Source organism: Pseudonocardia sp. Ae505_Ps2, assembly GCF_001932425.1.
GTDB lineage: Bacteria > Actinomycetota > Actinomycetes > Mycobacteriales > Pseudonocardiaceae > Pseudonocardia.
In genome coordinates this window covers 5,178,880-5,200,763 of the sequence record NZ_MCIP01000001.1, presented here as the reverse complement: position 1 = coordinate 5,200,763, position 21,884 = coordinate 5,178,880, and the positions used below count along the sequence as shown (strand labels likewise).

Genomic DNA, 21,884 nt, shown 5'->3' with positions numbered 1-21,884 from the left:
AGGTGCGGTAGCTCTCAGGTGCCGAAGCTCAGCCCGAACGGCGGCGTCGCACCCTCGGGAACGACGGGCGGCGCCGGCGGCCGCACCGCGACCCGGTCGCGGCCCGCGTGCTTGGCCTCGTAGAGCGCGGCGTCCGCGGCGGCCAGCAGCCCGTCGAGGTCCGTGCCGTGGTCCGGTGTCGTCGCGACGCCGACCGACACCGACAGCCCGGTGACCCGGCCCGCGGTGGCCGTGTCGACCTCCAGCGCGCGCACGCCCCGGCGGATCCGCTCGGCGACCTCGCGGGCCCGGTCGTCCAGGGTGTCGTCGGCGCGCATCCCGCCGAGCGTGACCACGAACTCCTCGCCGCCGAACCGGCCGGCCAGGTCCTCGTCGCGCACCTCGGTGGTGAGGACGTCGGCGACGGCCTGGAGCACGTCGTCGCCCGCCAGATGGCCGTGCCGGTCGTTGACCGCCTTGAAGTGGTCGAGGTCGAGGATCAGCACCGCGCCGGCGCGGTCGGTGCGTGTGTCCCGCTCCAGCATCTGGCGGCTGCGCCAGCGCCACGCCGCCGGGTTGAGGAGCCCGGTCTTGGCGTCGGTGTCGACCTGTGCCTCGAGCTGACGCACCAGGGTCGTCTGTTCGACGACGAGCAGCGGCAGCACCGCGAGCAGCGCGAACCAGGGGGAGGTGTTGGCGAGCACGACGGCGACCAGCCCGCCGATCGACAGCGTCGCCAGCTCCAGCCCGATGTCACCGCCCCACAGGATCGCGAGGAACCGCGACCCCGGTGCGGTCAGTCGCAGCACCGACACGACCAGCAGCGTGTTCACCGTCGTGTAGGCGACCAGCGCGCCCAGCACCAGCGCCGCGTTCTGCGCGGTCGCCGGCGCCCCGCCCCAGCCGCCGACCAGCGCGAGCAGTCCCGCGACGGTGTGCACGGCGAGCAGGACCGTGGCGGCGCTGTAGACCTGGCGGTGCGGCGGCGTGCCGCTCGGGCGCACCACCCGCAGGTAGAGGTGGACGTAGATGACGGCGACGACGGCCGTCGCGAGCACCGGCGGCAGCAGCAGCGCCGCCGCGAAGGTCCAGACCGAGGTCATGTTGATGTAGCGGGTCTCGGCGATCCGGCGCCGCAGGCGTTCGGCGTTGACCGACAGCTCGGTGTGCACCGCGGCCACCAGCATCAGCAGCCCGCAGAGCAGCGCGTCGGTCCGCGTCGGCGCGGCCCCGGTCAGCGCGCCCGCGACGACGGCGGCCACCGCCGCGGACTCCACGGCCAGGACGAGCAGCAGCGGGCGCACCGGCAGGCCGAGCAGCGACCGGGCGTCCAGCACACGACGGCGACGCCGTGCCGGGCGCGGTGCCACCGGGCCAGAGGTCACGTCGCCTGCCTGTTCGTCGGGTGCGTTAGGGGTATCGGGTCGAGGCTACGCGGGAGTAGGGCAAGCGGTTGCCGTTCGTGTCGCAGCGGCCCGAGTCCGCGCCGAGCGGCCCGAAACCGACGACGAACGCCTCAGGATTGCGTTAAACCGTGACGGAGCGTTGTCCATCGCTTACGCTGGACCTGTCATCACTCGATCGTGGAGCGTGCCGTGCGTCCTGACGTGCGGACCGCAACGGCGTCCGTTCCGGGACGGTGAGAAGTACTCCGGTCGAGGGGAGAGTGCTCGTGCGCAACTGGGACTGGTGAACCGTCATCGGCGCCGCGCGGGACGCTCGGTCGTCCCGCGCGGCGCCGCCGTCCGTGGCCGCCGACCGGTGTCGGGTCGGGTCCCGGGCACGTACCCGTCCCTGCCCGTGTCCCTGTCGTCAGAACCGGTGACGCTCGGACGGGGCATGCGACACCCTCGTCCGGCGGTGTGTGCGCGCCTGCACTCCATACTCTGAACGGGTGACACGTTCGTCACTCCACTGCTCCGACCAGCGCAGACGAGCCGTTGCGGCCGGGTTCCGACGATCACCCCCTAGGCGGGACGTCCACCTTCGTGTTGCAGTTAGCCTCGCCTTATCTGAGGCGTGCCGAAGCAACGAAAGGACCGTGATGGCGAACCCCGCGAACGCGAACCCCCACTCCGCCCCGGAGGTACTCGACGTAGTGGGGGTCGGGTTCGGGCCGTCGAACCTCGGCATCGCGATCGCCCTGCTGGAGCACAACGCGGCGGCCCCGGCCGACGCGCGGGTGACCGCCCGGTTCGTCGAGCGCCAGGATCGGTTCGGCTGGCACCGCGGGATGCTGCTCGAGGACGCGACCATGCAGGTGTCCTACCTCAAGGACCTCGTGACGTTGCGGAACCCGACCAGCGGCTTCTCCTTCCTGTCCTACCTGCACGACCGCGACCGGCTCGCCGACTTCATCAACTACGGCTCGTCGTTCCCCACCCGCCGCGAGTTCCACGACTACCTGGAGTGGGCCGCCGCACGGGTCGGCGAGGTCAGCGACGCCGCGGGCTCCCCGGTGACCGTCGACTACGGCAGCGAGGTCGTCGAGATCGAGCCCGTGCCCGGCGACGGGGTGGTCGACCTCCTCGACGTCGTGGTGCGCACCGGCGAACGGGTGGAGCGGCTGCGGACCCGCAACGTCGTGCTCGCCTGCGGGCTCACCCCGGTCCTCCCGCGCGGGATCACCGCAGGTGGACGCATCTGGCACAACCGCGACCTGCTCTTCCGCACCCGCGAGCTCGCCGGCGCCTCGCCCGCGCGGTTCGCCGTCGTCGGGGCCGGGCAGAGCGCGGCGGAGACCGTGGAGCACCTGCACCGCACCTTCCCGACCGCCGAGGTGCACGCGGTGTTCGCCCGCTACGGCTACAGCCCCGCCGACGACACGTCCTTCGCCAACCGGATCTTCGACCCGGCCGCCGTCGACGACTTCTTCACCGCCCCGGACGAGGTCAAGGACCGCATCCTCGGCTACCACGCCAACACCAACTACTCGGTGGTCGACCCCGAGCTGATCGAGGGCCTGTACCGCACGCACTACCACGAGCGGGTCGCCGGCCGGGAGCGGCTGCGCTTCCGCAACGTCTCCCGGGTGGCCGACGTCGTCGACGTCGGGGACCGGGTGGAACTGGCCATCGAGTCGCTCATCGACGGCGAGCGCGAGGTCATCACCGCCGACGCCGTGGTCTACGCGACCGGGTACCGGTCGGCCGACCCGCTGTGGCTGCTCGACGCCGGCCTGCAGCAGGCCTGCGGGCGCGACGGACAGGGCCGGCTCGACGTGCAGCGCGACTACCGCGTCCGCACCGGTGCGCTCCCCGGTGGCGGAACGGTCCGGGCCGGCGTCTACCTGCAGGGTCCGACCGAGCACACGCACGGCATCACCTCGACCCTGCTGTCCAACATCGCCGTGCGGTCCGGAGAGATCGTCGCCTCGCTCGTCCGGGGAACGGCGGTCGCCTCCCCGGAGGCGAGCGGACGCGACACCGCCACCGTCTGAGCTCCCCACCACGTCCCCGCACCGGAGGAGAACCATGTCCACCAACCCCTTCGACGACGAGAACGGCACCTTCCGGGTGCTGGTGAACGACGAGGGTCAGCACTCGTTGTGGCCGGACTTCGCCGAGGTCCCGGCGGGCTGGACCTCGGTCCACGGGCCGGCCGACCGGACCTCGTGCCTGGACTACGTCGAACGGAACTGGACCGACCTGCGACCGCGCAGCCTGCGCGAACGCACCGACGCCTGATCCGCACCGACGCCTGATCCCCGGCGCCGCCTGGTCCGGGGCGCCGCGCCACTCAGCCGAGATCGGGTGCCTGGTCGGGTCGCAGACCCGACCAGGCACTCCACAGCCGGGCGTAGGTGCCCCCGGCGGCCACCAGCTCGTCGTGACGGCCCTGCTCGATGACCCGGCCGTCCTCGAGGACGACGACCCGGTCGGCGGTGGCCGCCTGGGTCAGACGGTGCGCGACGACCACCGTCGTCCGCCCGCGAGCCGCGGCGAGCGCCGCGTCCTCCAGCGCCCGGGCCCCGGAGCTGCCCGCCTCCGCGGTGGCCTCGTCCAGGATCACGACCGGCCGGTCGGCGAGCACGAGCCGGGCCAGCGCGAGCTGCTGGGACTGCACGACGTCCAGCTCGTGCGCGCCGTTCCCGACCGGGGTCGCCAGGCCCCCGGGCAGCTCCTCGGCCCAGGCCAGCGCCCCGACGGTGTCGAGCGCGGCGCGCAGCTGCGCGTCGTCGGCGTCCGGGGCGGCCAGGCGCAGGTCCTCGGCCAGCGTCCCGGCGAACACGTGCACCTCCTGGGTGACCAGCGCGACGGTGTCCCGGCGGACGGTCGGGCCCTGCTCGTCGAGGCCGGCGCCGCCGATCTCGATCCGGCCGGACGACGGCCGGTGCAGCCCCACCACCAGCTTCGCCAGGGTGGACTTGCCCGCGCCGCTCGCGCCCACCAGGGCGACCCGCGTGCCCGGCTCGACGTCGAGGTCCACACCGCGCAGCGACGGGTGTCCGTCGACGTAGGCGTGGGTCAGGCCGCGGGCGCGGACACGGGAGCCGTCCGGCCGGGCGGGCTCGGCGGGATCGGGCTCGGGGGCGAGGTCGGCGACCCCGACGATCCGGCGCAGCCCGGCGATCGCGGACTGGGCGACGTCGAGCTGGAACAGCACCACGTTGACCGGGCCGAACAGGTTGATGAAGTAGAGCGCCGCCGCGCTGGCCGTGCCGATCGTGGCCTCACCGGAGGTCACCAGCCAGAAGCCGGCGACCAGGACACCGGTCACACCCAGGTACTCCGCCGCGTTGAGCCGGCCGAAGAACCGGGTCTGCAGCCGGATCACCCGCATGGCGAGCCCGACGACGGCGTCGGCGCGTTCGGCGACCCGGTCCCGGTGCTGGTCGTGCAGGCGGAACGCCCGCACGGTCGACACCCCCGCGGCGGTGTCGAGCAGCTGCTGTTGCTGGTCGCCGTAGGCGATCCGCTGTGCTGCGTAGATCGGGCCGGACCGGGCGAGGAACCAGCGCGCGGTCCAGGCCTGGATCGGGACGGCGAGCAGCGCGCCGAGGAGCAGCCGCCAGTCCAGCGCGAGCAGCGCGACGAGGGTCAGGCCGATCAGCAGCGCGGAGCGGGCGAACTCGGGCAGCGCCTCGCGCACGGCCTCGGCGACGACGCTGACGTCGTCGGTGACCCGCGAGGTCAGGTCCCCGGACCCGGCCCGTTCCAGCTGCTCCAGGTCCAGGTGCAGCGCCCGGTCGACGAACCGTTCGCGCAGCCCGGCCAGCACCGTCTCGCCGACGCGGGCGACCAGGGCGACGCCGAGCATCGCGAGCACGCCCTGCCCGACCGCGACCCCGACCAGGCCGAGCACCGGGGCGGTGACGGCGTCGGCACCCCGGCCGTCGGCGACCAGGTCGACGATCCGGCCGAGCAGTGGTGCGGTGAGCAGGCTGACCGCGGCGGCCCCGACGAGCGTCACGAGCCCGAGCAGCGCGGTGCCGCGCTGGGGCCGCAGCAGCTCGCCGCGGACGGCCCGCATCCGTGCCCCGTCGGCGACGGGCAGGCGGGTGGTCATCCGGTCACCAGCTTCCGGTAGTCGGGGTCGGCCATGAGCTCGCTGTGCGTCCCGTCCGCGGCGATCCGGCCGCCGCGCAGGACGACGGTCCGGTCGGCGGCGGCCAGCAGCGCCGGGCTGGTGGTGACGACGACGGTGGTCCGGCCGCGACGCAGCGCGCGCAGCCCGTCGGCGATCGCGGCCTCGGTGACGGCGTCGACCGCGGTGGTCGGGTCGTGCAGCACGAGCACCGGGGGGTCGGCGGCGAGGGCCCGGGCGAGGGCGATCCGCTGCCGCTGACCCCCGGACAGCGAGCTGCCCCGGGCGGCGACCGCGGTGTCCGCCCCGTCGGGGAGGACCTCCGCGGCCTGGTCGGCGCGAGCCGCGGCCATCGCCGGGGCCGGGTCGGTCCCGGGCGCACACCCGGCGAGGACGTTGTCGCGCACGGTGCCGGCGAACAGGTGTGCGTCGTGCGCGGCGACGAGAACACCGGCGCGGGCGTCGATGCACTCCAGCGCGGTGAGGTCGGTCCCGCCGACCTCGACCCGGCCGTCGACGGGGTCGGTCTCGCGGCCCAGCAGCCGGACCAGCCCGAGTGCGGTCGCCGCGTCGTCGGTGACCACACCCAGCATGGTTCCCGGTGCGACGTCGAGATCCACGCCGGACAGGCCCACGGTGCGGACCCCGCGCAGGGTCAGCCCGCCGTCCCCGGCCGCGGCGGCGCTCCCGGACCCGGGCCGGGCGGTGACGGCGTGCTCGCTGCCGAGCAGCGTCGCGATCCGGCCGGCGGACGCGCGGCCCTGGGCGAGCTGGCGGCTCACCGCGCCGAACACCTCGAGCGGGCCCACCAGGAACTGGGCGAGGCCTACGGCGGCGACGAGGCCGCCGATGCTGAGCTGGCCGTCGGCGGCGAGTCGCCCGCCGACCAGTGCGATGAGGGCGAGGAAGAGCCCGTTGACCAGCTGGACCGAGCCGAGGAAGCCGGCCTCGGCCCGGGTGGCGAACAGGGTCGCGCCCAGCGCCTCCCGGCTGACCCGGCGGTAGCGACGCTGGGCCGCCGGCTCGACCCCGAGCCCCTTCAGCACCCGGACGCCGTCGATCAGGTCGGCCGCGACCCCGGAGGCCGCGGCCGCCCGCTCCTGTTCGGCGTGGCTGCGCCGCTCCAGCGGGGTGCCGATGCGCTGGATCGCCCACAGCAGCGGCGGGGAGCCCAGCAGGATGAGCAGCCCCAGCGGCAGCGAGATGGTGAGCAGCGCGATCGCCGCGACGACGACCGCGGTCACCGCGGCCAGCCCGAGCGGGAGCATGAAGCTGACCACGGCGACACGTTTCGCGTCGGACACCGCGATCGAGGCCAGCTCACCGGGCAGCCGTCCGGCCTCGGCGCCGCCGCGGGGGTCGAGCAGCCGCCCGGCCACCTGCAGCCGCAGCCGGGCGTCGCCGCGTACGTCGGCCGACCAGGCGTGCCGGGCGCCGAAGCGGTAGCAGGTGGACAGGAACAGGAAGTCCAGTCCGAGGACCAGCAACCAGCCGGTGAGGGCGACGGGGTCGCCGGCCGCGATCCCGCGGTCGATCACCACCCCGACGAGGACGGGGACGAGTGCCTCACCCGCCTGGTGGCCGCAGAACAGCGCCGCCGCCGCGGCGAGCCGTCCACGGAAGGCCCCCAGCGACCCCCGCAACACGGACCGGCCGGACTCCGCCTGGCGGGTGGGAACGTCCATTGTGTCAGGATAGCCTTGCCAACATCGACGCCCGACGCGGTCGGCGGTGGGCTCAGTTCCCCGGTGCCTGCCCCTTCAGCGCCGCATCGAGCTGCGGCACCACGGTGTCGAGTGCGTAGGGCAGCGACAGCGGGCTGGAGTAGCCCAGTGCGGCGGCGAACTCGGTCTCGAACGGCCCGAGGTAGGCCACCCGGCCCTGCTGCACCGCCGGGATCGCCCGGAACACCGGGTCGGCCTCGGACTCGGCGCGCGAGCGGCCCAGCACCACGAGCACGTCGCTGTCGAGGTCGCCCTGGCGCTCCAGCGAGAGGGTCTGCGAGTCCGGCCGGACGGCGAAACCGAGGCCGGCGAAGATCTGGGCGCGCAGGTCGTCGGTGCCCATGTCGTAGGGGACACCCTCGATGAAGAAGTCCATCTTCAGGTTCTTGCCCGCGAAGTCGGGGTGGGCGGCCTTGGCCTCGTCGAACCTCGCGCGGGTCGCGGCGATGACCTGCTCGGCCTGCTCGGTGCGGCCGGTGGCCTGCCCGGTGATGCGGGTCTGCTCCTCCCAGCCTGCGGGGTTCGTGCCGTCGGGGGTGCCCTGGGCGACGGTCGGCGCGATCTGCGACAGCGCGGTGTAGGTCGCCTGGTCCATGAAGGAGCAGACGCCGAGGATCAGGTCGGGCTTCAGCGCGGCGACCTGCTCGATCGGGATCTCGGCTCCGGTCAGCAGCTGCGGCTGCGTCCCCCCGAGCGCCTCCTGCGCCCAGGGGCGCTTCGCGTAGTCGTAGTCGCCGATGTTCTCGCGGACCCCGACCGGCTTCACCCCCACGGCCAGTGCGAAGTCGGCGTCGTTGAAACCGACGGTGACCACCCGCTGCGGTGCGGCCGGGATCGTCGTCTCGCCGAAGGCGTGCTTCAGCGTGACCGGGAAGGCTCCGGCGGCCTCGCCGCTGGGGGCGGGCTGCGCGGTGTCGCCGGTACCCCCGGACGCACAGCCGGCCAGCGCCAGCAGCAGGACCACGCACGCGGCGAGCGCACGGAGCAGGGATCGGGGCATAGGGGCGGTCCTTTCGACGGGACCCGTGCGGGCGGGTGCACCGGGCGCCGGGGGATCAGGTCAGTACACCCTTCTGGGTGGACAGGCGAACCTTACCCATGGCGGTCACGATCGGGCGGACAGGACATCCCAGACGACATCGAGGTGCGCGCGGCCGGTGGTGACCCCGCCGAACGCCACCCGCACCACCGGGTGCCCGTCGACCTCGGTGCCGGTGAGCAGCACCCGACCGTCGGCGTTGGCCCGCTCCAGCAGCGCGGTGGTCGCCGCGTCGCCGGCACGCGAGCGCAGGCAGACCAGCGACAGCACCGGTGTACACGCCAGCTCCAGGTCGTTGTGCCCGCGGACCCGCTCGGCCAGCTCGGCGGCGAGGTCCACGTGCCCGCGCAGGTGCGCCCGCAGCCCGGACAGGCCCTGCCCGTGCAGCACCGCCCACAGCTTCAGTGCCCGGAACCGCCGCCCGAGCGGGACCTGCCAGTCCCGGAAGTCCACGACGGTGCCGGAGTCGGAGTGCGCGTCGCGCAGGTAGGCCGGGGTGATCGACAGCGCGGCCGGCAGCGCGCGGGCGTCGCGCACCCACAGCAGCGAGGCGTCGAACGCGGTGAGCAGCCACTTGTGGGCGTCGGTGCAGAAGGAGTCGACACCGTGGCCCGGCCCGGGATTGACGCCGTCGAGCACCCAGCGGTGCTCCGGGCAGAGCGCCGCGACGCCGGCCCACGCGGCGTCGACGTGCACCCAGGCCCGGTGCGGCCGCGCCGCCGTGACCAGCGCCGCGACCGGGTCGCTCGACCCGGTCGAGGTCGTCCCGACCGTCGCGCACACCAGCACCGGGATCAGCCCGGCGGCGACGTCCGCGGCGAGGGTGTCGGCCAGCGCCGCCGGGTCCATCGCCCGGGAGCCCGGGGTGCACGGGACCGTCCGCAGCCCGTCGGAGCCGAGCCCCGCCACCCGCACCGCCTTGGCCAGCGACGAGTGCGTCTCGGCGGTGACGTAGACGCGCTCCCGCCCGGTCACTCCGCGCGCCCGCCAGCCGGAGCCCGGGTCCGGGGCTGCCCGGTGCAGCGCGGCGGTGAGCGCGACCAGCGCCGCCGAGGACGCCGAGTCCTGGATCGAGCCGCCCCCGCCGCCGTCGTGGGTGAACGACTCGTCCAGCCCGAGCGCCCTGGCCAGCTGGTCGGTGACCGCCTGCTCCACCTCGGTGCAGGCGGGCGAGGTGGACCAGAGCATCCCCTGCGCCCCGGCGCCGCCGGAGAGCAGCTCACCGAGCAGCGAGGTCAGCGAGGCGTTCGCCGGGAAGAAGGCGTGGAAGCCGGGGTGCTGCCAGCGGGTGTCGGCGTCGCCGGTGACGGCCTCGACCAGCGACGGGAACGCGGCGAGCGGCTCGGGGTCCTCGTTCGCCTCGCGGGGGAAGCGGGCCCGCACGGTGCCGGGCTCCACGACGTCGCGAACCGGGCGACGCTCGATCCCGGCGCGGGCGTCGGCGACGGCGTCGACGAACAGGTGGCCGAGGGCGCGGAACTCGTCCGGGGTGAGGTCGGGCACGCGGCCCGACGCTACCCGGCCACGGAGGCGTGCTCGTGGTCGTGCAGGTCGTCGAGGTCCCAGGCGGGCAGCGGGTCGTCCAGGTCGCGCCAGGAGTCGGGCCCGGCGAGCAGTTCGTCGTCGGTGAGCAGGGCCGGGTCGAGCCGGGCGGTGACGGTGTCGCGGGTCAGGCCGAGCCCGATGAACACGATCTCCTGCCCGCGCGGCCCGTCGAACGACGACCACGGCGCGGCCGGGTCCAGCGCCATGTTCGGCCCGGCCTGCGACCACAGGCCCGCGACGTCGGGCCGGGTGGCCAGCCAGCAGAAGCCCTTGCTGCGCAGCAGGCCCGGCCAGTCGCCGAGCGCGTCGAGCAGTCGTGCCGGGTGGAACGGGCGCGCCGCCCGCCAGGTGACGCTCGCGATCCCGTACTCCTCGGTCTCGGGGGTGTGCGAGCCGTTGAGCTCCTGGGCCCAGCCCGGTGTCGCCGAGGCCGCCGCCGGGTCGTAGCGACGGGTGTCGAGCAGGTCGGTGATGGGCAGGTCCCCGCGCACGGCGCGCACGATGCGGGCGCCCGGGTTCATCCGCGACAGCAGTGCCTCGATCCGGCCCAGCGCGTGCGGCGCGACGAGATCGGTCTTGTTCAGCACCAGCAGGTCGGCGAACTCGACCTGGTCGGCGAGCAGGTCCGACAGCGTCCGCTCGTCGCCCTCGGCGGCCTGCAGCTCCCGGTCGGCGAGCGAGTCCTCGCTGGTCAGCAGGTGCTCGAAGGTGGAGGCGTCGACGACGGTGACCATGGTGTCGAGCCGCGCCACGTCGGAGAGCGCGGTGCCGTCGTCGAAGGTCCACTCGAACGTCGCCGCCACCGGCATCGGTTCGGAGATCCCGGTCGACTCGACGACGACGTGCTCGTAGCGCCCCTCGGCGGCCAGCTCGCCGACCGTGGTCAGCAGGTCCTCGCGCAGCGTGCAGCAGATGCAGCCGTTGGTGAGCTCGACCAGCTTCTCCTGGCTGCGGTGCAGATCGACGAGCGCGCCGTCGATGTTCACCTCGCTCATGTCGTTGACGACGACGGCGATCCGCCTGCCCTCCCGGTTCGCGAGCAGGTGCTCCAGCAGCGTCGTCTTCCCCGCGCCGAGGAAGCCGGACAGGATCGTGACGGGAACGCGACGGTCGGCCATACCGATGATGATAACGATAGTCGATTAGGCGGGTGTAGGCTGCCTCCGTGCGTTCCTCCCGTCCCGTCTGGTGGCGGCTGCTCCCCGCAGCCGCGTAGACGCACGTCACCGTCACCCCGGGCTGCCCGAGCAGCCCGGCGCAACCCGGTGTGTCTCGTGCAGCTCCCCGTTCCCAGGAGCTGATCATGGATTCCCTCGCTGCCACCGTCGCCCGGATGCCCGCGCTGCGTGCCGCCGTCGCCGCCGACCCGTCGTCGCACCGGGTGCTGACCGGGGAGCGGCCGACCGGCCCGCTGCACCTGGGGCACCTGGTGGGCACCATCTCCGAACGGGTACGGCTGCAACGGTCCGGTGTGGACGTGCTGGTGATCCTGGCCGACTACCAGGTGATCACCGACCGCGACGTCGCGGACCGGCTGGCCGACCACGTGCGCGGCGCGGTGCTCGACCAGCTCGCCGCCGGGCTCGAACCGGACCGCACCACGGTGTTCACCCACTCCGCGGTGCCCGCGCTGAACCAGCTGATGCTGCCGTTCCTGTCGCTGGTCACCGAGGCCGAGCTGCACCGCAACCCGACGGTGAAGGCCGAGCACGCGGCGTCCGGGCGCGCGTTGTCGGGGCTGCTTCTGACCTACCCGGTGCACCAGGCCGCGGACATCCTGTCCTGCCGTGCCGACCTCGTACCGGTGGGGAAGGACCAGCTCCCGCACATCGAGCTGACCCGGGTGCTGGCGCGGCGCTTCGCCGAGCGCTACGGCCCGGTGTTCACCCCGCCCGAGCCGATGCTGACCGACACCCCGGAGCTGCCCGGCCTCGACGGGCACAAGATGTCGAAGTCCCGCGGCAACGCCGTCCCGCTCGGCGCGACCGCCGACGAGACGGCGGCGATCGTGCGCCGCGCCCGTACCGATTCCGAGCGGCGGATCACCGTCGACCCCGAGGGGCGGCCCGGGGTGTACGGGCTGCTCACGACCGCGGCGCTGTGTCTGGGGCGCGACCCGCACGAGCTGGCCGCGACCCTCGACGGGGCCGCCGCGCTCAAGCGCCTCACCACCGAGGCGGTCAACGACCATCTCGCCGGGCACCGCGCGCGGCGCGCCGAGCTGGCCCGCGACCCCGGGCTGGTCGACGACGTGCTGGCGCGGGGCAACGCGCGTGCGAACGAGCTGGCGGAGGAGACCCTCGACGCGGTCCGTGCGGCGATGGGGATGCGCTACGACCGGGTCAGGACGCGGTCCGCCGGGTGACGGTGTCCCGGATCTGCGGCAGCAGGTGCTCGCCCGCGGCCAGCAGGTCCGGGAGCCGGTCGGGCTCGCCGAGCAGCGCCCGGAAGGCGTCGGCGACGGTGACGCCGTGCCCGGGCCGGTGCTCGACGGTCACGGTGTCCCCGGCGCGGATCTCGCCGGGGGACAGGACCCGCAGATAGGCGCCCGGGCGGGCGGCCGCGGTGAACCGCTTCACCCAGCCCGCCCGCTCCAGGTGCGCGGCGAAGGTCCGGCACGGCACGCGGGGCGCGGTCACCTGCAGCACCACCCCGCCGACCCGCCAGCACTCGCCGAGCTCGGCCCCGGACACGTCGATCCCGCGGGTCGTCAGGTTCTCCCCGAACGTCCCCGCCCGCAGCGGCCCGAGCTCGGTGGCGAAGAACTCCAGGTCCTCCCGGGCGTAGGCGTAGACGGCCTTGTCCGGGCCGCCGTGGTGGTCGGCGTCGCAGATCGTGTCGCCGGCCAGCCCGCTCGCCGCAGCCGCCGGGACGGCCACCCGGACCGGTCCGGCCACCGGCAGCTTGTCGATCCCCGAGGCCCCCGCCTTGGCGAGGATCGGGCGGGACACCCCGGTGTTCACCGATTCCACGACGCTCACGGTCGCGACGGTAGGCGAGCCCCGCCGCCGTCGCGACCGGGTCGGCGACCGGGTTACTGCGCGGGCGCGGAGACCGAGTCCAGCGCGCCGTGGTCGCGGCGCAGCTCGGTCTTGAGCACCTTGCCCGTCGGGTTGCGCGGCAGCGCGTCGACGACGGCGATCCGTGTCGGGCGCTTGTAGCGGGCCAGCCGGTCGGCGCACCACGCGACGACGGCGTCGAGGTCCGGCGGCGCGGTGGGGTCGGCGGGCACGACCACCGCCAGCGGTGTCTCGCCCCAGCGTGGGTCGGGCACCCCGATGACCGCGACGTCGGCGATGCCCGGGTGCGCCGCCAGCACGTCCTCCACCTCGGCGCTGTAGACGTTCTCACCACCCGAGATGATCATGTCCTTGGCCCGGTCCACGACGTAGAGGTAGCCGTCGGGGTCCTCGCGGACCAGGTCTCCGGAGTGGAACCAGCCGCCGCGGAACGCCTCGGCCGTCGCGTCCGGACGCCCCCAGTACTCCCGCATCACCGTCGGTCCGCGGTAGACGATCTCGCCGACCTCGCCGCGTGGCACGTCGTTCATCTCCGGGTCGACCACGCGCACCTCGACGCCGATCATCGGCGTCCCCACCGAGCCGATCTTGCGGACCGAGTCCTCGCCGCGCAGCACGCATGTGATCGGGCTGCACTCGGTCTGGCCGAACGCGGTCACCACGGTGGCCTGCGGGAACGTGTCGATCATCGTGCGGATCAGCGTCGTCGACGCCGGTGCCGCGCCCCAGCTGATCCGGCGCAGCGCCGACAGGTCCCGCTCCGCGAGGCCGGGCACCGCGCAGATCGCCTGCCACTGCGCCGGGACGAAGAAGCACGACGACACCTTCTCCCGTTCCAGGGTGTCGACCGTCGCGACCGGGTCGAAGCCGCCCGACGGCGGGATGATCACCCGGCCGCCCGCGATCAGGGTGGGCAGCATCCCGGAGAGCCCGGCGATGTGGAACAGCGGCGCCCCGGACAGCGAGACCCGGTCGTCGCCGGCGGTGCCCATGTGCGTGATCGACAGGAACGCGTGCAGCAGCAGGTTGCGGTGGGTCAGCACGGCGCCCTTGGGACGGCCGGTCGTCCCCGAGGTGTACATGATGTAGGCGGGCTCCTCGTCGGCGACGTCGTCGCCCCAGGACCCGGGCCCGGCCTCGGCGAGCAGCGCGTCGAGGCCCTCGCCGAGCCCCAGCACCGTCCGCACCGACGGCGCGTCGGCCCGGGCGGTCTCCACCGTCGCGGCGAACCGGTCGTCGCAGACGACCGCGGTGGGGCCGCAGTCGGTCAGCTGGAAGGCGATCTCGCCGGCGGTCAGCCGGAAGTTCAGCGGGACGCAGATCGCGCCGATCCCCAGCACCGCCAGGTAGCTCTCGACGAGTTCGACGGAGTTGAGCCCGAGCACCGCGACCCGGTCCCCGCGGTCGACCCCGCGTCCGGCGAGGACGGTCGCCAGCCGGGACACCCGGTCGTCGAGCTGCGCCCAGGTCCGCGACGTCCGTGGGTCGGCCAGCGCCGGAGCGTCCGGTGTGGTCCGTGCGTGCCGCGCGACGATGTCCGCCGCCGTCATCCCGTGTCCCGTGATCGTGCCCACCGGTGGCCTCCCGAGCCTCGACTGCCCTGTCACTGTGGTCCCGGCCACCCCGGTGGGGCAACAGCTCGTCCCGCCGTGGAGGGTGACGCCGGTGAGCACGACCCCCGAAGGCAGCGGTCCCGACGGCAGCGGTCCCGAGGGCGGCGGCCTCGACCGCAGCGGTCCCGGCGGGGCCGACCCCGGGGGCGCCGTCCCCGACGGCACCCGGCGGCTCCGGCTGCTGCAGCTGGCGTCGCTGACGAGCACCGTCGACCGGTTCGCGATCGCGCCGCTGCTCGTGCCGATCGCCGCGTCGTTCGACGCGCCGCTGGCGGCGGCGGCCGGCGCGGCCGGGGGCTACTTCCTCGCCTACGGCCTCATGCAGGTCGTGTGGGGCGTGCTGTCCGACCGGATCGGCCGGGTCCGGGTGATGCGCCTGGCCCTGGTCGGCGCGGTGCTGGGCGGGGTCGCCTCGGTGCTGGCCCCGACGCTGGCCGTGCTGGTCGTCGCGCGGGTCCTCACCGGCGCGTGCACGGCGGCACTGATCCCGGCGGCGCTGGTCTACGTCGGCGACACCTGGCCCGCCGCCGTCCGGCAGCGGCCGCTGTCGGACCTGCTCGCCGCGACCGCGCTCGGCACCGCCGTCGCCACGGCCGGGGCGGGTCTGCTCGCCGACCTGGCCGGGTGGCGCGTCGTCCTCGGGGCGACGGCGACGGGCTGCGCGGTGCTGTTCGTCGCGCTGCGGGCGCTGCCCGAACCCGACGGCGCCCGCACGCCGTCGCGCGGGATCACCGACGCGGTGCTCCGCCCGCTGGCCGCCGTCGCCGGGAACGGCTGGGCCCGGCTGGTGCTGGCGCTCGCCTTCGTCGAGGGTGCGGTCGTGCTCGGGGTGCTGACCTACCTCGCGCCGTCGCTGCAGGCCGGGGGCAGCTCCGCCGCGCTGGCCGGGCTCGCCGCCGGCGGCTACGGCGTCGGTGCGGTGCTGTTCTCCCGGGTCGTGCGACGCCTGGTCGGCCGACTCGGCCCGGCCGCGCTGGCCGGCGTCGGCGGCGGGTTCCTCGTGGTCGCCTGGATGTTCCCGCTGGTGACGGTGCACCCGGTGACGGTCGCCGCGGCCGGGCTCTGCCTGGGCGGGGCGTGGGCGTTCCTGCACTCGACCCTGCAGACCTGGGCGACCGAGGTCGTCCCGCAGGCCCGCGCGACCGCCGTCGCACTGTTCGCGACGCTGCTGTTCCTGGGCAGCTCGGCCGGGACCGCGCTCGGCGCCCCGTTCGCCGACGCCGGGCGCTTCGCCCCGTTGTTCGCCGCCGCCCTGGTCGCCTCGGTGCCGCTGGCTCTGGTCGCGGCCCTGGCCCGTGCCCGCTACGCCCGCCGCGCCGCCTGACCCCCGCCCCGGTCACGCCCCGGGCTCGCGGCGAGGTCACACGTAGCGGTCGCGCAGCTCCCGCTTGACCAGCTTGCCCGTGGGGGTACGCGGCAGGAAGTCGGTGAAGTCCACCGACGACGGCGCCTTGTAGTGCGCGATCCGCTCCCGCACGAACTCGATCAGCTCGCGTTCCAGCTCCGGGCCGGCGTCGACGCCCTCCGGGGGCTGGACGACGGCCTTGACCTTCTCGCCCATCTCGTCGTCGGGCACTCCGATAACGGCGACGTCGAGCACCTTCGGGTGCAGCGCGAGGGCGTCCTCGACCTCCTGCGGGTAGATGTTCACCCCGCCAGAGATGATCATGAACGCCTTGCGGTCGGTGAGGAAGAGGTAGCCGTCCTCGTCGAGGTAGCCCAGGTCCCCGGTGGTGGTCCAGTTCTCGTGCTCGGGGTGGGTCGCGGCGAGGGTCTTGCCCGGGTCGTTGTGGTACTCGAACGGGCGCTCGTCGCGTTCGAAGTAGACGGTCCCGATCTCGCCCGGCCCGAGCACGGTGCCGTCGTCGGCGGCGATCCGGATGGTGCCCAGCCCGGCCCTGCCGACCGACCCGGGACGCTCGCTCCACTGCGCCGAGTCGATGAAGGTGACCCCGTTGGACTCGGTCGCGGCGTAGTACTCGTGGAGGATCGGGCCCCACCAGTCGATCATGGCCTGCTTGACGTCCACCGGGCACGGGGCGGCCGCGTGGATCGCGACCCGCATCGAGGACACGTCGTAGGCGGAGCGGACGGACTCGGGGAGCTTGAGCATGCGCACGAACATCGTCGGCACCCACTGCGAGTGGGTGACCGAGTACCGCTGAATGAGCTCCAGCGCCTTCTCCGGGTCGAAGCGCTCCATCACCACGACGGTGCCACCGAGCGCCTGCACGGTGGCGGTGAACCGCAGCGGCGCGGCGTGGTAGAGCGGGGCCGGGTTCAGGTAGACGGTGTCGGTGCCGAAGCCGTACATCGGCCCGAACAGGGCCTGGTAGGTGTCGCCCGGCTCGTCGATCTGCCGGTCGGGCAGCGTGGGCTTGATGCCCTTGGGGCGCCCGGTGGTGCCCGAGGAGTAGAGCATGTCCGCCCCGCGGGGCTGGTCGGCCGGCGGCTCGGCGGAGACCGACGCGAGGGTCTTGTCGTAGTCGGCGTAGCGGGACGCGCCGGGGATCTCGCCGCCGAAGGCCAGCCGCACCGGGGTGTCGACGTGGTCCTCGATCGCCGCGGCCAGACCGGCGACACCGGCCGAGACCACGAGTGCCTTCGCACCGCAGTCGCGGACGATGTAGGCGGCCTCGGGCGCGGAGAGGTGGTGGTTCACCGCGGTGATGTAGAGCCCCGAGCGCTGGGCCGCCCAGTAGACCTCGTAGACCCGCGCGCAGTTCTCCGCGACGAGCGCCACGACGTCGCCCCGCCGGAGTCCGGCGGCGCGCAGGTGGTTCGCGAGCCGTGCGGACCCCTCCTCCAGCTCACGGAAGGACAGGCTCGCGCCCGAGCCCGCCATGATCACGGCCGGCTTGTCGGGGGTCGTCGCGGCATGCGTGCCTGGGTACATCGGGCCCTCTCCGTCGGTGTGCGCCGCGGATCGCCCGGCGCACGTCTCTCGTCGGCCCTGATCCTGCCATCCGGGGCGGCCCCGGCGGCGGCAGCGGTCAGGAGTGCGCGTTCCGATAGGCCTCGAGAACCGAGGACGGGATACGCCCGCGCTCGGAGATCTTCATGCCCTGGGCCGTTGCCCATTCCCGCACCGCGCGGTTCGCGGCGCGTTCCGAGGCACTGGAACCGTTCGACGAGGTGCCGGAAGAGGTGCTGCGCCGACCGGACCCGCGACGGGCGGCCGCGACGTAGGGTGCCAACGATTCGCGCAGCTTCTCGGCATTCTTCGTGGACAGGTCGATCTCGTAGGCGCGGCCGTCGACGGAGAACTCCACCTGCTCGTCGGCCTCGGTGCCGTCCAGGTCGTCGACCAGGGTGATGGTCGTCTGCTGCGCCACGTCGTCATTCCTTCCGCGGGGAATCGCCGGACCCGGCCGGAGACGGGAATCGCCCGGTCGGTACCGGAACCGATTCTTCGAGCAGAACGATAAGGGATACCGAACCGATCTGTCGAACCCCTCCCCGGAAATGGTCCGGTGCCGGCGTTTCCGGGGAGGGGATACGGCGTCCGGGTGACGGGAATGGGCGGAAAGGGGCAGCGGTGACGGTGACGCGAATCAGCGTGTGGTCGGCCACCACGGTTCGGTGGGAACCGCGGCGCGGGCGTCGTCGACGGTGGTGACGCCGGTCAGGTCGATGCGCTGGCCCGGGCGCGGCAGGGCCAGGACCACGTCCTGGTCGGCGGCGGCCTTGCGGGCCCGCTCGGCGGGCTCGTCCCAGGGGTGGAAGCCGAGCGTAAACGTCGCCCAGTGGATCGGCAGCAGGACCCGGCCGCCGAGCTCGCGGTGCGCGGCGACCGCCTGCTCCGGGTCGGCGTGGATGTCGGGCCACAGGTCGGAGTAGGCGCCGATCGGCAGCACCGTCAGGTCGAACGGGCCGTGCACGGCCCCGGTGCGCGCGTGCGCCCGGGTGGCGCCGGTGTCCCCGCCCAGGTAGGCGGTGTGCCGCGGTCCGGCGACCTTCCAGGCCGCCCACAGCGTGGTGTTGCGGCGCAGCCCGCGCCCGGAGAAGTGCCGGGTCTCCAGGCAGGTCAGCTCCAGCCCCGCCACGGTCACCACGCCCTCCCAGTCGCGCTCGACGACCCGGTGCCCTGGGATGCCCCAGGAACGCAGGTGCGCGCCCACCCCGAGCGGCCCGACGAACACCGCGGAGGTGTCGCGGGCCAGCGCGGTGACCGTCGGACGGTCGAGGTGGTCGTAGTGGTCGTGGCTGAGCACCACGAGGTCCGGGGAGCCGAGCTCGGACAGCGGCGCGACCGGCGGGTGCAGGCGGCGCGGCCCGAAGCGCGGCACGGGGGAGGCGTACTCCGACCAGACCGGGTCCACCAGCACCCGCCGGCCGTCGATCTCCAGCAGCACCCCGGCGTGGCCCAGCCAGGTGACCGCCAGCCCGGCGGGCTCGGCGGGGGTCCGCAGCGGCGCGAGCGGCACCGTCGCCGGCGCGCCGCCCGCGGAGCGGCGGCCGACCAGCATGTTCAGGATCATCCGGGCCGAGGCCTTGGCCCGCGGCAGCCCGGGCTCGGTGTTGGCGAACAGCCCGTCGACGGCGTTCGGGGAGGCGGAGGCGATCCGGCGCAGCTCGCCCGGGCGGGCCCCCATGTTCCGGCGCACGTGCAGCCCGAGCGCGGCCAGGGCGCCGGTCAGGGCGAGCGGGACGGACAGGACGGCCGCGGTGGGGAGGCGCTTGCTGCGGGACACGATCACCAGACTACGAACGCCCCGGGCGCGGTTCCCACCTACAGTCACGATCGTGACCGACGGCATGGCGGGGACCAGGGTGAGCACCGAGCGGCACGGGCACGTGCTCCTGATCCGGATGACGCGGCCCGACAAGCGCAACGCCGTCGACGCGGCGATGACGGCCGGCCTCGACGAGGCGCTCAACACCCTCGACGACGACCCGGACCTGTGGTGCGGCGTGCTCGCCGGGGACGCGACGGCGTTCAGCGCGGGCACCGACCTGGCCGCCGGAGCCGGCGGCCCCACCCCGCGCGGCGGCAACTACGGCGTCGTCCGGCGGGACCGGCGGCGCCCCCTGATCGCCGCCGTCGAGGGCGTCGCCTACGGCGGCGGGTTCGAGATCGTGCTGGCCTGCGACATGGTCGTCGCCTCGACGACGGCGCGGTTCGGCCTGCCCGAGGTCGCCCGCGGCCTGGTCGCGAACTGCGGTGCGCTGTTCCGCGCGCCGCGGCCGCTGCCGCTCAACGTCGCCAAGCAGCTGCTGGTGACCGGGCGCCCGCTGGACGCCGACCGTGCGTACACCCTGGGGCTGGTCAACGAGCTCGTCGAGCCGGGGCGGGCCGAGACCGCGGCGCTGGAGCTCGCCGCGACGGTCTGCGAGAACTCGCCGCTCGCGGTGTCGGTGTCGCTGCGCGCCCTGGAACGCGTGGTGTCCGAGCCGGACGAGCGCGGCTGGAGCGCCACCGAGGTCGCCACCGCGGCGATCCTGCGCTCGGCCGACAGGACGGAGGGGGTCGCGGCGTTCCTGGAGAAGCGCCCGCCGCGGTGGACGGGGCGCTGACCCTGCGCCCGGCACGGGCCCGCTGACGGCGACTAGGCTCGTCGGCATGCCTGCCCGGACGCGACGCGAGGACCTGGTCGCGCTGCTGCAGGACTACGCGGGCGAGTCCGAGCTGCTCGGCCAGGAGTTCGCCGGGCGGCACGGGCTGCATCCCACGGACCTCCACGCGCTGCTCGCGGTGATGCGCGCGGACTCCGCGGGTGAACCGCTCACCCCGGGCGTCCTCGGTGCCCGGCTCGGCCTGTCCACCGGTGCGACGACCGCGCTCGTCGACCGCCTGGAACGCGCGGGCCACGTGCGCCGCAGCCGCGAGTCCGCCGACCGGCGGCGGGTGACCCTGCGCCAGGCCGAGAACGCCGCGGAGGTCGGCGGGGCGTTCTTCGGCCCGCTCGGCGCCCGGATGGACGCCCTGCTCGCCGGCTTCGACGACGACGAGCTCGACGCGGCGGCCCGCTTCCTCAGTGCGATGAACGCGCTGGTCGCGGACTACCGCGCCGACCTCGCAGCCTCGCCGGAGCCGAGGCCCGCACCGGCCTGACGCGGTCAGGCGTTCGCCGTCGCCGTGTCCAGGTACTCGGCGAACTTGCGTCGCGCGGCCTCGGTGCGGGTCGGGACGTGCTCGGTGGGGACCTCGACCGGGGTGTAGCCGCGCAGGATGCGCCGCGCGACGGACTCCTTGTGGACCTCGTCGGGACCGTCGTAGATCCGAGCGGCGCGGGCCGCGCGGTACATCTGCTCCAGCGGCAGGTCCCCGGAGAAGCCGAGCGAACCGTGCACCTGGATCGCGCGGTCGATCACGTCGTGGAGCACCTTCGCGCCCCAGTACTTGATCATCCCGATCTCGATCCGGGCGTTCGAGGCCCCGACCTGGTCCATCGTCCAGGCCGCGTGCAGGGTCAGCAGCCGGGCCGCGGCCATGTCCGCCGCCGACTGCGCGACCATGTCCTGCACCATCTGCTTGTCGGCCAGCCGCGTGCCGCTCGCCGACCGTGACACCGCGCGCTCGCACATCATGTCGAACGCCCGCCGGGACTGGCCGAGCCAGCGCATGGCGTGGTGGATGCGGCCCGGGCCGAGCCGCTGCTGGGCGAGCCTGAACCCGTCGCCGGGGTTGCCGACGAGGTTCGTCGCCGGCACCCGGACGTCGCGGTAGAAGACCTCGGCGTGGCCGCCGTAGATCTCGCCGCCGACCTCTGGGTGGTCCATCACCGGGATGTCGCGGGCCACGTCGAGCCCGGGGGTGTCGGTCGGGACGATGATCATCGAGGCCCGCTGGTACGGCGGTGCGTCCGGGTCGGTCACCACCATCGCGATCAGGAAGTCCGCGCCGGTGGCGTTCGAGGAGAACCACTTGTGGCCGTTGATGACGTAGTCGTCGCCGTCGCGCACGGCCCGGGTGGACAGCATCGTCGGGTCCGCGCCGGCGCCGGGCTCGGTCATCGAGAAGCAGGACCGCAGCTCACCACGCAGCAGGGGGTGCATCCAGCGTTCCTTCTGCTCCGGCGATCCGCCGATCGCGAGCAGCTCGGCGTTGCCCGAGTCGGGCGCCTGGTTGCCGAACACCCCCGGCGCGTAGCGGCACTGGCCGAGGATCTCGTGCATCAGCCCGAGGGAGACCTGGCCGAACCCGCCGCCGCCGAGCTCCGGGGGCAGGTGCGCCGCCCACAGACCCTGCTCGCGGACCTGCTCCTTGAGCGGCGCGGTGATCCGGGCGAAGGTCTCCCGGTCCAGGTCGAGGGTCTCCAGCGGGATGATCTCGTCGCGGACGAAGCCGCGCATCCACGTCAGCTTCTCCTCGAACTCCGGGTCGGTACTGAAGTCCCACGCCATCGCGTCCGCCTCCCGACGAGCCTCGTTGCCACCGCGAACGTAATACAGCCCGCGACGACGGGGGGAGTTCCGGCGACACAGGACGACGGGG

General features: G+C 74.2%; 18 protein-coding genes. 6 read left to right on the top strand and 12 right to left on the bottom strand.

Translation table 11 applies throughout. The annotated features are described in order from the left end of the window. Positions 1-14 precede the first annotated feature (14 nt). Complete coding sequence (locus Ae505Ps2_RS24315) at positions 15-1,364, bottom strand: GGDEF domain-containing protein (protein ID WP_075306815.1); 1,350 nt, start codon at positions 1,362-1,364, stop codon at positions 15-17. A gap of 659 nt (positions 1,365-2,023) precedes the next feature. Here Ae505Ps2_RS24315 and Ae505Ps2_RS24310 point away from each other — a divergent pair. Together Ae505Ps2_RS24310 and Ae505Ps2_RS24305 are read left to right on the top strand one after the other, a co-directional pair. Beyond that, the gene (locus Ae505Ps2_RS24310; RefSeq protein WP_075306813.1) at positions 2,024-3,418 is read left to right on the top strand and encodes a SidA/IucD/PvdA family monooxygenase; all 1,395 of its coding nucleotides are present in this window, start codon (positions 2,024-2,026) and stop codon (positions 3,416-3,418) included. A gap of 34 nt (positions 3,419-3,452) precedes the next feature. Further along, the gene (locus Ae505Ps2_RS24305) at positions 3,453-3,665 is read left to right on the top strand and encodes an MbtH family protein (protein WP_020625570.1); all 213 of its coding nucleotides are present in this window, start codon (positions 3,453-3,455) and stop codon (positions 3,663-3,665) included. Positions 3,666-3,717: 52 nt separating this feature from the next. Here the strand turns inward: Ae505Ps2_RS24305 and Ae505Ps2_RS24300 are convergent, their stop codons facing one another. The 5 genes from Ae505Ps2_RS24300 to Ae505Ps2_RS24280 form a co-directional block, all read right to left on the bottom strand. Next, complete coding sequence (locus Ae505Ps2_RS24300) at positions 3,718-5,487, bottom strand: ABC transporter ATP-binding protein (RefSeq protein ID WP_075554026.1); 1,770 nt, start codon at positions 5,485-5,487, stop codon at positions 3,718-3,720. Next, positions 5,484-7,190, bottom strand: coding sequence for an ABC transporter ATP-binding protein (locus Ae505Ps2_RS24295; RefSeq protein ID WP_075554025.1), 1,707 nt, complete (start codon positions 7,188-7,190; stop codon positions 5,484-5,486). The genes Ae505Ps2_RS24300 and Ae505Ps2_RS24295 overlap by 4 nt, the downstream gene beginning before the upstream one ends. 52 nt (positions 7,191-7,242) lie before the next feature. Continuing rightward, positions 7,243-8,229, bottom strand: a complete 987-nt coding sequence (locus Ae505Ps2_RS24290) for an ABC transporter substrate-binding protein (protein WP_075554024.1) — start codon at positions 8,227-8,229, stop codon at positions 7,243-7,245. Between the two features lie 105 nt (positions 8,230-8,334). After that, positions 8,335-9,771: a pyridoxal-dependent decarboxylase gene (locus Ae505Ps2_RS24285; protein ID WP_075554023.1), complete on the bottom strand. Its 1,437-nt coding sequence runs from the start codon at positions 9,769-9,771 to the stop codon at positions 8,335-8,337. 11 nt (positions 9,772-9,782) lie between these two features. Beyond that, the gene (locus Ae505Ps2_RS24280; RefSeq protein ID WP_075306805.1) at positions 9,783-10,931 is read right to left on the bottom strand and encodes a GTP-binding protein; all 1,149 of its coding nucleotides are present in this window, start codon (positions 10,929-10,931) and stop codon (positions 9,783-9,785) included. 185 nt (positions 10,932-11,116) lie between these two features. On the opposite strand from Ae505Ps2_RS24280, the gene trpS reads away from it, so the two are divergent. Next, entirely contained in the window at positions 11,117-12,178 is a 1,062-nt protein-coding gene (trpS, locus tag Ae505Ps2_RS24275) for a tryptophan--tRNA ligase (protein ID WP_075306803.1), read from the top strand. Here trpS and Ae505Ps2_RS24270 read toward each other — a convergent pair. Then, a complete protein-coding gene (locus tag Ae505Ps2_RS24270) occupies positions 12,156-12,794 on the bottom strand; it encodes an MOSC domain-containing protein (RefSeq protein ID WP_198932186.1) in 639 nt (212 codons plus the stop codon). The genes trpS and Ae505Ps2_RS24270 overlap by 23 nt on opposite strands. A gap of 53 nt (positions 12,795-12,847) precedes the next feature. Further along, positions 12,848-14,407, bottom strand: a complete 1,560-nt coding sequence (locus Ae505Ps2_RS24265; RefSeq protein WP_337819508.1) for a long-chain-fatty-acid--CoA ligase — start codon at positions 14,405-14,407, stop codon at positions 12,848-12,850. A gap of 91 nt (positions 14,408-14,498) precedes the next feature. Between Ae505Ps2_RS24265 and Ae505Ps2_RS24260 the strand changes: the two genes are divergently transcribed. After that, complete coding sequence (locus Ae505Ps2_RS24260) at positions 14,499-15,770, top strand: MFS transporter (protein ID WP_139318746.1); 1,272 nt, start codon at positions 14,499-14,501, stop codon at positions 15,768-15,770. A 36-nt stretch (positions 15,771-15,806) separates the two neighbouring features. On the opposite strand, the gene Ae505Ps2_RS24255 is transcribed toward Ae505Ps2_RS24260, so the two are convergent. From Ae505Ps2_RS24255 to Ae505Ps2_RS24245, 3 genes are all read right to left on the bottom strand, one after another. Then, the gene (locus tag Ae505Ps2_RS24255) at positions 15,807-17,342 is read right to left on the bottom strand and encodes an acyl-CoA synthetase (RefSeq protein ID WP_075306799.1); all 1,536 of its coding nucleotides are present in this window, start codon (positions 17,340-17,342) and stop codon (positions 15,807-15,809) included. 97 nt (positions 17,343-17,439) lie between these two features. Then, positions 17,440-17,781: an Lsr2 family protein gene (locus Ae505Ps2_RS24250; protein ID WP_020626846.1), complete on the bottom strand. Its 342-nt coding sequence runs from the start codon at positions 17,779-17,781 to the stop codon at positions 17,440-17,442. Between the two features lie 219 nt (positions 17,782-18,000). Further along, positions 18,001-19,140: an MBL fold metallo-hydrolase gene (locus tag Ae505Ps2_RS24245; protein ID WP_233147569.1), complete on the bottom strand. Its 1,140-nt coding sequence runs from the start codon at positions 19,138-19,140 to the stop codon at positions 18,001-18,003. 52 nt (positions 19,141-19,192) lie between these two features. Here Ae505Ps2_RS24245 and Ae505Ps2_RS24240 point away from each other — a divergent pair, with 52 nt between their 5' ends. Together Ae505Ps2_RS24240 and Ae505Ps2_RS24235 are read left to right on the top strand one after the other, a co-directional pair. Beyond that, on the top strand, positions 19,193-19,963 hold the full coding sequence (locus Ae505Ps2_RS24240) for an enoyl-CoA hydratase-related protein (protein WP_233147568.1): 771 nt from the start codon (positions 19,193-19,195) through the stop codon (positions 19,961-19,963). A gap of 46 nt (positions 19,964-20,009) precedes the next feature. Then, entirely contained in the window at positions 20,010-20,501 is a 492-nt protein-coding gene (locus tag Ae505Ps2_RS24235; protein ID WP_075306795.1) for a MarR family transcriptional regulator, read from the top strand. 5 nt (positions 20,502-20,506) lie between these two features. On the opposite strand, the gene Ae505Ps2_RS24230 is transcribed toward Ae505Ps2_RS24235, so the two are convergent. Further along, positions 20,507-21,793 carry an acyl-CoA dehydrogenase family protein gene (locus tag Ae505Ps2_RS24230; protein ID WP_075306793.1) on the bottom strand — a complete coding sequence of 429 codons (1,287 nt, stop codon included), beginning with the start codon at positions 21,791-21,793 and terminating at the stop codon, positions 20,507-20,509. Between the last annotated feature and the right edge of the window lie 91 nt (positions 21,794-21,884).